General features: G+C 70.9%; 11 protein-coding genes and 1 pseudogene. 8 read left to right on the top strand and 4 right to left on the bottom strand.

Going from position 1 to position 12,917, the window contains the following annotated elements:
- Positions 1 to 4: 4 nt before the first annotated feature.
- The 3 genes from P6281_RS18005 to mqo are packed head-to-tail and all read right to left on the bottom strand — an operon-like array spanning position 5 to position 3,739.
- Positions 5 to 1,846 carry a magnesium chelatase subunit D family protein gene (locus P6281_RS18005; RefSeq protein WP_014385433.1) on the bottom strand — a complete coding sequence of 614 codons (1,842 nt, stop codon included), beginning with the start codon at positions 1,844 to 1,846 and terminating at the stop codon, positions 5 to 7.
- A complete protein-coding gene (locus tag P6281_RS18010; protein ID WP_008258755.1) occupies positions 1,843 to 2,313 on the bottom strand; it encodes a GNAT family N-acetyltransferase in 471 nt (156 codons plus the stop codon). The genes P6281_RS18005 and P6281_RS18010 overlap by 4 nt, the downstream gene beginning before the upstream one ends.
- Positions 2,306 to 3,739 carry a malate dehydrogenase (quinone) gene (gene mqo, locus P6281_RS18015; protein WP_050989421.1) on the bottom strand — a complete coding sequence of 478 codons (1,434 nt, stop codon included), beginning with the start codon at positions 3,737 to 3,739 and terminating at the stop codon, positions 2,306 to 2,308. The genes P6281_RS18010 and mqo overlap by 8 nt, the downstream gene beginning before the upstream one ends.
- 166 nt (positions 3,740 to 3,905) lie before the next feature.
- On the opposite strand from mqo, the gene P6281_RS18020 reads away from it, so the two are divergent.
- From P6281_RS18020 to P6281_RS18055, 8 genes and pseudogenes are all read left to right on the top strand, one after another.
- On the top strand, positions 3,906 to 4,919 hold the full coding sequence (locus P6281_RS18020) for an alpha/beta hydrolase (RefSeq protein WP_008258758.1): 1,014 nt from the start codon (positions 3,906 to 3,908) through the stop codon (positions 4,917 to 4,919).
- Between the two features lie 4 nt (positions 4,920 to 4,923).
- Positions 4,924 to 6,303: a mycothione reductase gene (mtr, locus tag P6281_RS18025; RefSeq protein WP_008258759.1), complete on the top strand. Its 1,380-nt coding sequence runs from the start codon at positions 4,924 to 4,926 to the stop codon at positions 6,301 to 6,303.
- 143 nt (positions 6,304 to 6,446) lie between these two features.
- On the top strand, positions 6,447 to 7,586 hold the full coding sequence (locus P6281_RS18030; protein WP_014380667.1) for a HoxN/HupN/NixA family nickel/cobalt transporter: 1,140 nt from the start codon (positions 6,447 to 6,449) through the stop codon (positions 7,584 to 7,586).
- A gap of 398 nt (positions 7,587 to 7,984) precedes the next feature.
- Positions 7,985 to 8,482, top strand: a complete 498-nt coding sequence (locus P6281_RS18035) for a hydrogenase maturation protease (protein WP_009955396.1) — start codon at positions 7,985 to 7,987, stop codon at positions 8,480 to 8,482.
- 24 nt (positions 8,483 to 8,506) lie between these two features.
- A pseudogene (locus P6281_RS18040) lies at positions 8,507 to 9,373 on the top strand (Kae1-like domain-containing protein); the annotation flags it as partial.
- A gap of 47 nt (positions 9,374 to 9,420) precedes the next feature.
- Complete coding sequence (locus P6281_RS18045; RefSeq protein ID WP_014380669.1) at positions 9,421 to 10,545, top strand: alkaline phosphatase family protein; 1,125 nt, start codon at positions 9,421 to 9,423, stop codon at positions 10,543 to 10,545.
- A gap of 82 nt (positions 10,546 to 10,627) precedes the next feature.
- Complete coding sequence (locus tag P6281_RS18050; RefSeq protein WP_014380670.1) at positions 10,628 to 11,089, top strand: hypothetical protein; 462 nt, start codon at positions 10,628 to 10,630, stop codon at positions 11,087 to 11,089.
- A 117-nt stretch (positions 11,090 to 11,206) separates the two neighbouring features.
- A complete protein-coding gene (locus P6281_RS18055) occupies positions 11,207 to 12,166 on the top strand; it encodes a PPE family protein (protein ID WP_038536960.1) in 960 nt (319 codons plus the stop codon).
- On the opposite strand, the gene P6281_RS18060 is transcribed toward P6281_RS18055, so the two are convergent.
- Positions 12,138 to 12,917, bottom strand: a complete 780-nt coding sequence (locus tag P6281_RS18060; protein WP_014385437.1) for a 3-oxoacyl-ACP reductase — start codon at positions 12,915 to 12,917, stop codon at positions 12,138 to 12,140. The genes P6281_RS18055 and P6281_RS18060 overlap by 29 nt on opposite strands.

Here is a 12,917-nt window from a genome sequence, read left to right on the forward strand (position 1 = left end):
TTTCTCACGCGACGTCGCGTACCGCACGCGTCAACGAATCGGCGTGCAGCTGCTCCAGCCGAACGGCGGGTGCGCCGAGTTGGCGGGCCAGCTGCTCGGCCAGGCCCAGCCGCACGAACGACGTCTCGCAATCCACGACCACCGCGGCCGCGCCTTCGGCCACCAGCCGGGCCGCCGCGGATCGGGTGCGGCCCAACGGATCCGGTCCGGCGGTGGCCCGGCCGTCGGTGAGCACCACCACCAGGGCGCGGCGGGCCCGGTCGCGCGCCTTCTCCCGGACGATCAGCTCGCGCGCGGCCAGCAGGCCTTCGGCGAGCGGCGTCTTGCCGCCGGTGTCGAAGCGGGCCAGTCGCCGCCCGGCGATGTGGGCCGAGGAGGTCGGCGGTAGCAACAATTGCGCCTGCTGGTGCCGGAAGGTGATCACGGCGACCTTGTCGCGGCGCTGGTAGGCGTCGCGCAGCAGCGACAGCGTGGCGCCGCTGACCGCCGCCATCCGGTCGCGGGCGGCCATCGAACCCGAGGCGTCCACCACGAAGATCACCAGGTTGCCCTCGCGTCCCTCGCGCACGGCGCGGCGCACGTCGTCGGGCCCGGGCCGCAGCGGCCCGGCCCCGGCGCGCTCGGCGGCCGAGAGCAGCGTGGCGAACACGTGCAGTCCGTGCCCGCCGCAACTGGTGTCGTCCCCGTCGGTGGCGGCGATGACGCTGCCGCCGGCGTTGCGCGCCCGCGACCGCCGCCCGGGCGCGCCCTCCCCCACCCCGGGGACGCGCAGCGCGCGGGTGCGGAAGGTTTTCGACGGAGGCGCGCTGGGCTTGGACTTCGGCGGCTTCCCCGTGGTGCTGTCCCCCGAGTCCCGTTGTGGCCCAGCCTGTTCGGTGTCCGGCGTTTGACCGCCGCCGGGCGGGTCGGGCTCGGGGTCCGGCTCGGAGCCGGCCCGCGCCAGGGCTTCGTCCAGCTGGTCGCGGTCGATCCCCGGATCGTCGAAGGGGTCGCGGCGGCGCCGGTGCGGCAGCGCCAGCTCGGCGGCGACCCGGATGTCCTGTTCCTCGACGGCGGGCGCCCCGCGCCAGGCAGCGTGGGCGACGGCGGTGCGGGCCACCACCAGGTCCGCGCGCATGCCGTCGACATCGAACGCCGCGCACAGCGCCGCGATGCGCCGTAACTCGTTGTCGGGCAACACCACATCGTCGACGAGCGCGCGGGCCGCGGCGATGCGCCGGGCCAGCTCGGCGTCGGCGGCGGCGTATCGCTCCGCGAAGCCGTCCGGGTCGGCCTCATACGCCATTCGCTGCCGGATGACCTGCACCCGCACGTCGACGTCGCGTGAGGCGTGCACGTCGACGGTGAGCCCGAAGCGGTCCAACAGCTGCGGACGCAGTTCGCCCTCTTCGGGATTCATGGTGCCGATCAACACGAACCGCGCCTCATGCGAATGCGAGATGCCGTCGCGTTCGATGTGCACCCGCCCCATCGCCGCGGCGTCGAGCAGCACGTCGACGAGATGATCGTGCAGCAGGTTGACCTCGTCGACGTAGAGCACCCCGCCGTGCGCGCGGGCCAACAGGCCCGGGGAAAAAGCGTGCTCGCCGTCGCGCAGCACCCGCTGCAGATCCAGCGAGCCGATGACCCTGTCTTCGGTTGCCCCGAGCGGCATTTCGACCAGGCCGGAATCGCTGCCGGTCGCCGCGCACAGCAGCGCCGCCAGGCCGCGCACGGCCGTCGACTTGGCGGTGCCCTTCTCGCCGCGGATGAGGGCGCCCCCGATCTCAGGGCGCACGGCGCACAACAGCAGGGCGAGACGCAGCTGGTCGTGCCCGACGATGGCGCTGAACGGGTAGGGCCTCACGGCTTGGCCGCCAGACCGGAGCCCGGCCGCAGCATGGGCACGTGCGGGACGCCGTCGTCGACGAAATCGTCGCCGTCGCGCACGAATCCGTGCTGCGCGTACATGTCGGCCAGATAGGTCTGCGCGTTGATCCGGCACGGGTAGTCACCCACCTCGGCCAGGGCCGCGCGCAGCAGCCGGGTGGTGTGGCCCTGGCCACGGGCGCTGCGCTTGGTGCACAGGCGCCCGATGCGGAACGCCTTCTCGCCTCCGGCGTGCTCCTCCATCAGCCGCAGCGTACAGATCACCTCGCCGTCGGCCGTCTCCAGCCAGAAGTGCCGGGTTTCGGCGAGGAGGTCACGGCCGTCCAGTTCGGGATACGGGATCGCCTGTTCGACGACGAACACCTCCACCCTCAACTTGAGCAGCTCGTAAAGTGTCTGGGCATCAAGGTCTTTGGCCCAGATACGCCGCAGTGCTTCAGTCATTGACATCCAACCCCAGTACCTTCGTTCCCCACGAAAAGACCTCGTCGTAGAGCGCCGGCTCGTCCGACAGCGACGCCCCCAAAGAGGGAACCATCTCCTTGAGCGCGGGCAACCACGACTGAAAACGGTTGGCAAAGCACCGCTGCAACACGTCGAGCATGATCGGCACCGCGGTCGACGCCCCGGGCGAGCCGCCGAGCAGACCCGCGATGCTTCCGTCGGCGGCCCCCACCACCGTGGTGTCGAAGTCGAGCACCCCGCCCTTTCGCCTGTCGCGCCGGATCACCTGCACGCGCTGACCGGCCACGGTCAACTCCCAGTCGGAACCCGCTGCGGTGGGCGCGAATTCGCGCAGCATGCGCAGCCGGTCCGGCTCGGAGAGCCGCAATTGGCCGAGCAGGTACCCAAGCAGCGTCAGCTGGGTGGCGCCGACCCCGAGCAGGGAGGCCAGGTTATGCGGCTTCACCGAGCGGGGCAGGTCGGTGAAGTGCCCGCGTTTCAAGAACTTCGGTGACCAGCCGGCGTACGGGCCGAACACCAGCCACGGCTTGTCGTTGACGTAGCGCAGGTCCAGATGCAGCGCCCCCAGGGGCGGGGCGCCGGGCGCGGGCGCCCCGTACACCTTGGCCCGATGCGCGGCGGTGAGCGCCGGCTTGTCGGCGCGCAGGAACCGGCCGCCGATCGGGAATCCGGCGAAACCCCTGACCTCGCTGATGCCGGACTTCTGCAGCAGGGGCAGCGCGTCGCCGCCGGCCCCGACGAAGACGAATTTGGCGTGACAGCGGCGCTTTTGGCCGGTGCGGCGATTGCGGATCGACACCGTCCAGCCGCCGTCGGACCCGCGGGTCAGGTTGCGGACCTCGTGCCCGAACAGGGCCGTCGCGCCGCCCCGCACACAGAATCCGACCAATTGGCGCGACAGCGCACCGAAGTCGACGTCGGTGCCGTGGGCGGCCCAGTTGAGTGCGGTCGGCGTGGAGAAGTCGCGATGGGCGGCCATCAACGGCAGCCGGCGGGCGAACTCGCCCGGGTCCTCGATCAATTCGATGCCGGCGAACAGCGGGTTGGCCGCCAGCGCGTCACGGCGCCGCCGCAGATAGTCCACGCGCCGCGCCCCGCGCACGAAGCTCGCGTGCGGGATCCGGGTCAAAAAGCTCCGATCGGTCAGGATGCCGTTCTCCACGGCGTGAGCCCAGAACTGGCGGGTCACCTGAAACTGCTCGTTGATGCGCACCGCTTTGCTGATGTCGATCGAGCCGTCGGCGCGCTGCGGGGTGTAGTTCAGCTCGCACAGCGCCGAATGCCCCGTGCCGGCGTTGTTCCAGGGGCTGCTGCTTTCCGCGGCGACGGCGTCGAGGCGTTCGACGAAGGTCAGCGACCACTCCGGCTGCAGCCGGCGCAGCAACGCGCCCAGCGTCGCGCTCATGATGCCCGCGCCCACCAGCACGACGTCCGTCCGCGCGGTTGTGGCTAGCGATGACACCGGCTTGCTGGTCCTTCCCTCGACTGGGCCGATCCCCAGGTTATCCCGAGGCAAAGTGGGCGCGAACGACGTGCGGCTCCCCGTGCCCAGCAAAAGCTAAGCTTGCCTCGTGACTGGCTGGGTGCCCGATGTCCTCCCCGGATATTGGCAGCGCACCATCGCGCTCGGCCGCGATCCCGCCGGTGAGGGCGACATCGTCGCGACCCTGATCCGGCGCGGGCCGGCACAGGCGGGCCCGGCCGGGCGCGCGGTGCTGGCGGTGCACGGCTACACCGATTACTTCTTCCACACCGAGCTGGCCGACCATTTCGCCGCGCGCGGCTTCGCCTTCTACGCGCTGGACCTTCACAAGTGCGGTCGGTCGCGGCGCGACGGCCAGACGCCGCACTTCGTCACCGACCTCGCCAACTACGACACCGAACTCGAGCACGCCCTGGACGTCGTGCGCGCGCAGGCCCGCGACGTGCTGGTGTACGGGCATTCCGCGGGCGGGCTCATCGTGTCGTTGTGGCTGGATCGGTTGCGCCGCCGCAACCCGGACGCGCACGCCGACATCGGCGGGTTGGTGCTCAACAGCCCGTTTTTGGATCTGCCCGGCCCGGCCATCCTGCGGCATTCGGCGACCGTGGCGCTGCTCGGGGGTCTGTCGCGGGTGCGGTCCAAGGGCGTGGCCAGGTCGCCGGGTGAGGGCGGCTACGGCACCACGTTGCACCGCGACTATGGCGGGCAATTCGACTACAACCTGCAGTGGAAACCCGTGGGTGGCTTCCCGATCACCTTCGGTTGGCTGCACGCCGTCCGCCGCGGCCAGGCCCGGCTGCACCGCGGCCTCGACGTCGGCGTGCCGAATCTGATCCTGCGCTCGGACCACAGCGTGCGCGAAACCGCGGACCCGGAGCCCATGCGGTGCGGCGACGCCGTTCTCGACGTCACCCAGATCGCCAGGTGGGCAGGCTGTGTCGGAAACCGCAGCACCATCGTCCCGGTGGTCGATGCCAAGCACGATGTGTTCTTGTCGTTGGAGGGCCCGCGCGACGTCGCCTATCGGGAACTGGATCTCTGGCTGGACGAGTACCTGCCCACCAACAACAGCGACGCCCCGGCGTCGTTCGGAAGGGGGTGACGGTGTGGAGACCTACGACGTCGCGATCATCGGAACCGGTTCGGGCAACAGCATTCTCGATGAACGCTTCGCCGACAAACGGGTGGCCATCTGCGAACAGGGCACGTTCGGGGGCACGTGCCTGAACGTCGGGTGCATCCCGACCAAGATGTTCGTCTACGCCGCCGAGGTCGCCCAGAGCATCCGGGAGGCGGCGCGCTACGGCATCGACGCCCGCATCGAGCGGGTGCGCTGGGACGACATCGTCTCGCGCGTGTTCGGGCGCATCGACCCGATCGGGGTCAGCGGCGAGGACTATCGCAACGCCGCGCCCAATATCGATGTGTACAAACAGCACACCCGGTTCGGCGCGGTCCAACCCGATGGGCGCTACCTGTTGCGCACCGACGCCGGCGACGAGTTCACGGCCGATCAGGTGGTGATCGCGGCTGGGGCGCGCGCCGTGGTCCCGCCCGCGATCCTCGAGTGCGGCGCGACGTACCACACCAGCGACACGATCATGCGAATCCCTGAACTGCCCGAGCATTTGGTGATCGTCGGCGGCGGTTTCGTCGCAGCCGAATTCGCCCACACTTTCTCCTCCCTGGGCTCGCGGGTCACCCTGGTGGTCCGGGGCTCCACATTGCTGCGGCACCTCGACGACGTCGTCGGCGAACGCTTCACCCGCATCGCGGCCAGCAAGTGGGAGCTGCACACCCACCGCAACGTCGTGGGCGCCGAAAACCAGGGTTCGGGCGTCGCGGTGCAACTCGACGACGGTCGCACCGTGAACGCCGACGCGCTGCTGGTGGCGACCGGCCGCGTGCCCAACGGCGATCTGCTCGACGCCGAGCAGGCCGGCGTCACCGTCACCGACGGCCTGGTGGTCGTCGACGAGTACCAGCGGACCACGGCGCGTGGCGTTTTCGCGCTCGGCGACGTCTCCTCGTCGTATCAGCTCAAGCACGTCGCCAACCACGAGGCGCGCGTCGTGCAGCACAACCTGCTGTGCGACTGGGACGACACCGAAGCCCTGGCCGCCACCGACCACCGCTACGTGCCCGCGGCGGTGTTCACCGATCCCCAGATCGCCTCCGTCGGGCTGACCGAAAACCAGGCCATCGCACAGGGTTTCAAGATTTCGGTGAAGATCCAGAATTACGGCGACGTCGCCTACGGCTGGGCGGCCGAGGACACCACCGGGATCGTCAAGCTCGTCGCCGAGCGCGGCACCGGCCGCCTGCTGGGTGCGCACATCATGGGTGATCAGGCCTCGTCGATCATCCAGCCGTTGATCCAGGCGATGAGCTTCGGGCTGACCGCCCTGCAGACGGCCCGCGGGCAATACTGGATTCATCCGGCCCTGGCCGAGGTGGTGGAGAACGCGCTACTGGGTCTGCACTGACCTCGGCGGCGGCTCGGGCGTGAGCGGTTCAGTGTCGAGGGCCAAGAATCCGCGCTTCACTTGCATCCGGCGCGGCGGGGAACTTACAGTCGTGGCCGGTTGTTCTCAGCCCGATACCGCAAGGACGCGCCGGAAGGACCCCAGTGGCCAGCACCGAGATCGACCGGCGGCCGTCACGGGTGACCAGACTTCTCGGCGCCCTGACCACAGCGGAGTGGTGGCGGCTGGCCGCGATGCTCGCGTCCATCGTCGCGCTGCACCTGCTCGGCTGGCTCACCCTGGTGTTCTTGGTGGCACCGGCCCAATACAGCTTGGGCGGCAAAGCTTTTGGTGTCGGGATCGGATTGACGGCCTATACGCTGGGTATGCGGCACGCCTTTGACGCCGACCACATCGCCGCCATCGACAACACCACCCGCAAGCTGATGAACGACGGGCAGCGCCCGCTGGCCGTCGGCTTCTTCTTTTCGCTGGGCCACTCCACCGTGGTGTTCGCGTTGGCGCTGTTGCTGGCGGGCGGGGTGAAAACGGTCGTCGGGCCGGTCGAGGACGACTCCTCGACGCTGCACCACTACACCGGGTTGATCGGCACCAGCGTCTCCGGCGTCTTCCTGTATGCGATCGCCCTTCTCAACCTCATCGTCCTGGCCGGCATCCTGCGCGTGTTCGCGCGGTTGCGCCGCGGCGAATTCGACCCCGAGACCGACGGGGCCGAGCTGGAGCGGCAATTGCAGAGCCGCGGACTGATGAACCGGGTGCTCGGCCGGCTCACCAAGTCGATCACCAAGTCGTGGCACTGCTACCCGATCGGGTTGTTGTTCGGGCTGGGCTTCGACACCGCCACCGAGATCGCACTTCTGGTGCTCGCCGGCACCAGCGCCGCCGCCGGGCTGCCGTGGTACGCCATCATCTGCCTGCCGGTGCTGTTCGCCGCGGGCATGTGCCTGCTGGACACCATCGACGGTTCGTTCATGAACTTCGCCTACGGCTGGGCGTTTTCCAATCCGGTGCGCAAGATCTACTACAACATCACCATCACCGCGCTGTCGGTGGCCGTCGCCCTGCTGATCGGGAGCGTCGAACTGCTCGTCCTGTTCGCCGACCAATTCGGTTGGCGGGGCGCCTTCTGGACCTGGATCGGCGGGCTGGACCTCAACGCGGTCGGCTACGTCGTCGTCGGCATGTTCGTCGTCACCTGGGCGGTGGCCCTGCTCGTCTGGCGCTACGGCCGCATCGAGGAAAAGTGGGGCCCCACCGACCTGGGGGCCGAATCCGCGACCTAGCGGCTCACCGGGCGCGGGCGTGCGAGGCGCGCGAAGCGTTGACAACGCTCGGCAGCGGGAGTAGACCCAAAAAACAGCGCCGCGCAAGTGGGCCGACGTTCGACTCCGGCGGTGCAGGAGCCCCGGCCCGGCTCCGGAAAGCTGCAGCATGCCAACGGAAGCGGCAGTCCAGACAGCACCACCGTTGACCCGTGTTCTGCGCGGCAAGGTCTCGGGCGCCGCGTCGCGTGTGCACGGCACCGTGATTCGAAGTTCGAGGGGTATCACGGAACGCACCGTCGACACGGTCGGGGGGTGACGGCCATGGCGGATCGCCCGGTGCAGCCGACGGGAACTTCAGCACGGGCGGCGCAGTGGCGCGAGGCGGACGATCAAAGCCGGCGGACTGCGGTGCCGGCATGACAGCCCGCATCTTGGTAGCCGGGATCGGCAACAGCTTCCTGGGGGATGACGGATTCGGCTCCGAAGTGGTCCGCAATGCCGAACTGCCGCAAGATGATCCGATGGTCCAGGTCATCGACTACGGAATCAGGGGGATGCACCTGGCCTATGACCTGCTCGAGGAGTGGGACACGCTGGTCCTCGTCGACGCCGTACCCAGCCGCGGCCATCCCGGCACGCTGCACGTCTTCCAGGCCGATCACGAAACACCCTCGCGGACAAGCGGTCTGGACGGCCACAGCATGGACCCCGCCGCCGTCTTCGCCAGCCTGCGGGCGCTGGGCGGCCGTCCGCCCTACACCGTCGTCGTCGGGTGCGAGGCCGGCAGCGTCCAGGAAGGCATCGGGCTGACCGAACCGGTCGCCAAGGCCGTCCCCCGGGCGGCGCGGGCGGTCGAAGAGATCGTCGCGGCGTTGCACGGGGCGGCACTACCCGCGGCCGAAGACGGGTACTGAACCATGTGCCCGGCACCAGGGGGGCCGCTGGATCTCGTTCAGCACCACCGCGCCGACGTGGTGTCGCTGCTGGCCGAGCGCGGGCGCATCGGCGAACCCATCGTCGGGGTCTGCTTCGACGGCACCGGTAACGGCGGTGACGAAACGATCTGGGGCGGAGAGATTTTGGCGCTGGGCGCCCGGAGCCGGCAGTTCGTCCGGGTCGGCCACCTGCGGCCGGTGCCGATGCCCGGCGGCGATGCGGCGGTGCGCGAACCGTGGCGGATGGCGCTGTCCCAGTTATGGACGGCCGACATCGATTGGACCCCGGATCTGGCGCCCGTCGCCGCCGCGACCGATGACGCACTGCGCCTGGTCCGTTCGCAACTGGAGACCGGGACGGGCTGTGTGCCGTGCTCGAGCATGGGACGGCTGTTCGACGCGGTCGCTTCCCTGCTCGGCGTGCGGCATCGCATCGACTACGAGGGGCAAGCCGCGGTCGAGCTCGAGGCGCTGGCGGAGTCGGCGGGCTGCGATCCCGGGCGGCCCCGGCCGTCGTTGCCGCTGGCGGTGCGCCCCAACGGGGTGATCGATCCGGTACCGATGGTGCAGACGATGGTCGCGGCGCTGTACGCCGGGACGCCGCGCGCGGTGCTGGCCGCGACGTTCCACCTCGCGGTCGCGGACGCGGTCGCCGACGTGGTGGCGCGGGTGGCCGGCGACACCCGGCTGGTGGGGCTCACCGGCGGGGTGTTCCAGAACGTTCTGCTGACGCGCGCTTGCCGTGACTTATTGCAGCGCAACGGTTTCGAGGTCCTCACCCACCGCACCGTGCCGCCGAACGGCGGCGGACCGTCGCCGGGACAGGCCGTGGTCTCGGTGCTGACGGCGCGGGAGGGGGCCACGCGGTGACCGACCGGCGACTGGCGCGCGTCTAGCTTCGACGTCAGACTGGCCCGGTGCCCGGTTCCCTGCGTGACGTGCTGCCCGCCGCGGCCGCCCTGCTCGGCGTTCCGGGCGCGGTCGACACCCTGGCGGTGACGGAGCGGGCCGGCTCCGATCGGATCGACCGGGTGCTCGTCGTGCTGGTGGACGGGCTGGGCTGGCACCTGCTTCCGCAGCTGGCGGGCGGCGCGCCGCTGCTGGCCTCCGTGCTGGGGGGCGCCACCGGCCGGCTGACCCGGCTGGAGTGCACCTTCCCGTCGACCACGCCGACCAGCCTGGTGTCCCTGGGCACCGGTGCGGCGCCCGGCGAGCACGGGGTTCTGGGCTTCACCCTGCGGGTGCCGGGCACCGAGACCGTGCTCAACCACGTCCGGTGGCGCGACGATCCCTCGCCGGCCGTCTGGCAGCCGGTGCCGACCTGGTTTCAGCGGCTCAAAGAGGCCGGCGTCAGCGCCCGCGCGGTGCTGCCGGCGCTGTTCCTCGGCAGTGGGCTGACCGAGGCCGCGTACCGCGGCGCGGAATTCCGCCCGGCCGGCCCCGCCGACGACTACGCCCAGCTGGTGGTCGACGACCTGCGCTCGGCGCCCGGACTGGTCTACGGCTACACCGCCGAACTCGACACCGCGGCCCATGTCTTCGGCGTCGGCTCCGAGCAGTGGCACGCGGCCGCGGCGAGCGTCGACACGCTGCTTTCGCGCCTGCTCGAGGCGCTGCCGCCGAACGCGGCGCTGCTGGTGACCGCCGACCACGGCGGCCTCAACGTCCCGCCGGAGGCCCGCATCGACCTCGACGCCGACGCCCGGCTGGCCCGGGGCGTCCGGGTGGTCGCCGGCGAGCCCCGGGTCCGCTACCTGCACACCGAGCCGGGCGCCGCGCCCGACGTGCGGGCCGCGTGGGCCGAGGTGCTCGGCGGCCGGGCGACCGTGTACAGCCGCGAGCAGGCGGTGGGCACCGGGATGTTCGGGCCGGTCGCCGCGCCGCACCTGGAGCGGCTGGGCGACGTGGTGGTGGTCTGCTCGGGCGACACGGCGGTGCTGGCCAGCGCGCACGAGCCGCCGGAAGCCTCGCGCCTGATCGGTTTCCACGGCGGAGCCAGCCCGGCCGAGATGGCGATCCCGCTCATCGTTTTCCGCCCCTAGCTGCACCGACCGTGGATTCGGACCGACTTCACAGCTCGTTCCGACCGGTTTACCACGATTCGCGTTGTACATTCGGCGCACTGTGTTGTTCCGGGTTGGCGGTCAGACTCGGCGGTGGCGGCCCGCCACCGCGATCGTCGCAGCCCTGGGTGTGTTCATCGCCCTGATAGCCGGTTCGTCGCTGCGGCCTCAGTTCGCCGCGTCCAGCCTGCCCGAGCCTGCCGCCTGGTCCGGCCCGGCCGCCGGGGTCGGCGCGCATGCGCTCCCCCGGGGCCTCCACTCCGCCGTCGGCCGCCCGGCGCCGGCCGCGTGGGAGTCGCCGGCACCGGCGGACAACACCAACAAGAAGCCGTTCCACAGCATGTGGATGACGAAGGAACGGCCCCAAACCTGGAACCGTTCGTCAGCGCAAGTGGCCCTGTCACCGGCGCCGACGACGTTCGGCCCGGTGCGGGCGGCGCCCGACCACGCCCAATCCCGTTCTCCCGCAATCATTGCCACCGACCGAGATACGTTGACCCGGCTCTGCATCGCCCGCGTCTGATCGCCGCACGCCGCGCATTCGCGCGACAGGGCTCATATCTCCCGTGTCTATCTCGTGAAGGACGCCCCCAATGTTTTCGAGCATCAACCACACCGCCCGCCCCCGGCGGAGGCTGTAATGGATTTCGCGACGCTGCCCCCGGAGATCAACTCCGCGCTGATGTATTCGGGTCCCGGTGCGGGATCGATGGTCGCGGCCGCCGCGGCGTGGGACAAGCTTGCCGCGCGGCTCTGCACCGCGGCGGCCGACTACCGGGCGGTGACCGCGAAGCTGGCGGCGCAATGGGAGGGCCCGGCGCCCTCGGCGCTGCGCGAGGCCGCCCGCTACGTCGACTGGCTGGACGCCAACGCCGCACGGAGCCAGGAGGCGGCCGTGCAGCTGGGCGCGGCGGCCGGGGCGCACGAGGCGGCGTTCGCGGCGACGGTGCCCCCACCGGCGATCGCGGGCAACCGCGCGCGCCGCACGGCACTGGTGTCGGCGAACTGGCTGGGCCAGCACAGCGCGGCAATCGCGGACGTCGACACCGACTACGACGCCATGTGGGCGCGCAACGCCGGCGCCATGTACGCCTACGCCGACGCCGCCGCCGGCGCGGCGACGTTGGCCCCGTTCACCCCTCCGCCTTCCGACGCCGGTGCGCGCGCAGACAGCTGGCTGTTGAAGGCGGCGCCCGACGTCATATCGGCCGGCCGCCGCGTGATGTCGGCCATTCCCGGCGCGCTCGAGCACCTGTCGTCGGCATCGCGGACCACGTTCGAGGCGTCCCTTTCCTCGGTGACACCGTCGCTGTCGAAGCTGAATTCGCTGACCGCGCCGTCGGATTTCGCGATCGGCCACCTGAATTCGATGAACAAGGCGGCGGCGCTGCGCACACTGTTCCCCAGGCCGGCCGCCGTCGACGGGGTGAACGCGCGCGTGGGCCGCGGGGTGTCGCTGGGCGCGCTGTCGGTGCCGCGCAGCTGGACGACGGCCGCGTCCGCCGCGCAAGGCCTGGGCGGGGACCGGCGGGCGAAGGCGCCCGCGTGGTCGGGGCCGGTGGGTGCCGCCGTTAGAGCGGAGTCACGTAGGCCGAGCTGATGCCGCCGTCGACCAGGAACGTCGACGCCGTGATGAACGACGCGTCGTCGCTCGCCAAAAACGCGACGGCCGCGGCGATTTCGCCGGGGTCGGCGAAGCGGCCCACCGGCACGTGCACCAGCCGGCGCGCGGCACGTTCGGGGTCCTTGGCGAAAAGCTCTTGCAGCAGTGGGGTGTTGACCGGCCCGGGGCACAGCGCGTTCACCCGGATGCCCTGCCGGGCGAACTGCACCCCCAGCTCCCGCGACATGGCCAGCACCCCGCCCTTGGACGCGGTGTAGGAGATCTGCGACGTCGCTGACCCCAGGACGGCGACGAACGACGCGGTATTGATGATCGAGCCGCGCCGCGCGGGAACCATGTGCCGCAACGCCGCCCGGCAGCACAGGTACACCGACTTCAGGTTGACGTCCTGGACGCGTTGCCAGGCGGGCAGCTCGGTGTTCTCGATGACATCGTCGTCGGGGGGTGAGATGCCGGCGTTGTTGAACGCGATGTCGACGCGGCCGTAGGCCTGCGCCGCGGTATCGAACAGCGCGTTGACCGCGTCCTCGTCGGCGACGTCGGTGGGCACGAACAGGCCGGACAGCTCGTCGGCCGCGGCGGCGCCCGCGTCGTGGTCGACGTCGGCGACCACGACGGTGGCGCCCTCGGCGCGCATCCGCCGCGCCGAGGCCAGCCCGATGCCGCCGCCGGCGCCGGTGACGACGGCGACCCGGCCTGCCAACCGTTGGGTGAGATCGACCGCCAT

Origin of the sequence: Mycobacterium sp. 5-140-3-2, assembly GCF_035666375.1 — a bacterium.
GTDB lineage: Bacteria > Actinomycetota > Actinomycetes > Mycobacteriales > Mycobacteriaceae > Mycobacterium > Mycobacterium intracellulare.

Bases quoted from the DNA above. Each gene is read 5' to 3' on its own strand.
- P6281_RS18010 (WP_008258755.1), bottom strand. From the start codon at position 2,313: ATGACTGAAGCACTGCGGCGTATCTGGGCCAAAGACCTTGATGCCCAG.
- mqo (WP_050989421.1), bottom strand. From the start codon at position 3,739: ATGAGCGCGACGCTGGGCGCGTTGCTGCGCCGGCTGCAGCCGGAGTGG.
- P6281_RS18060 (WP_014385437.1), bottom strand. From the start codon at position 12,917: ATGGCGGTCGATCTCACCCAACGGTTGGCAGGCCGGGTCGCCGTCGTC.
- P6281_RS18035 (WP_009955396.1), top strand. From the start codon at position 7,985: ATGACAGCCCGCATCTTGGTAGCCGGGATCGGCAACAGCTTCCTGGGG.
- P6281_RS18055 (WP_038536960.1), top strand. From the start codon at position 11,207: ATGGATTTCGCGACGCTGCCCCCGGAGATCAACTCCGCGCTGATGTAT.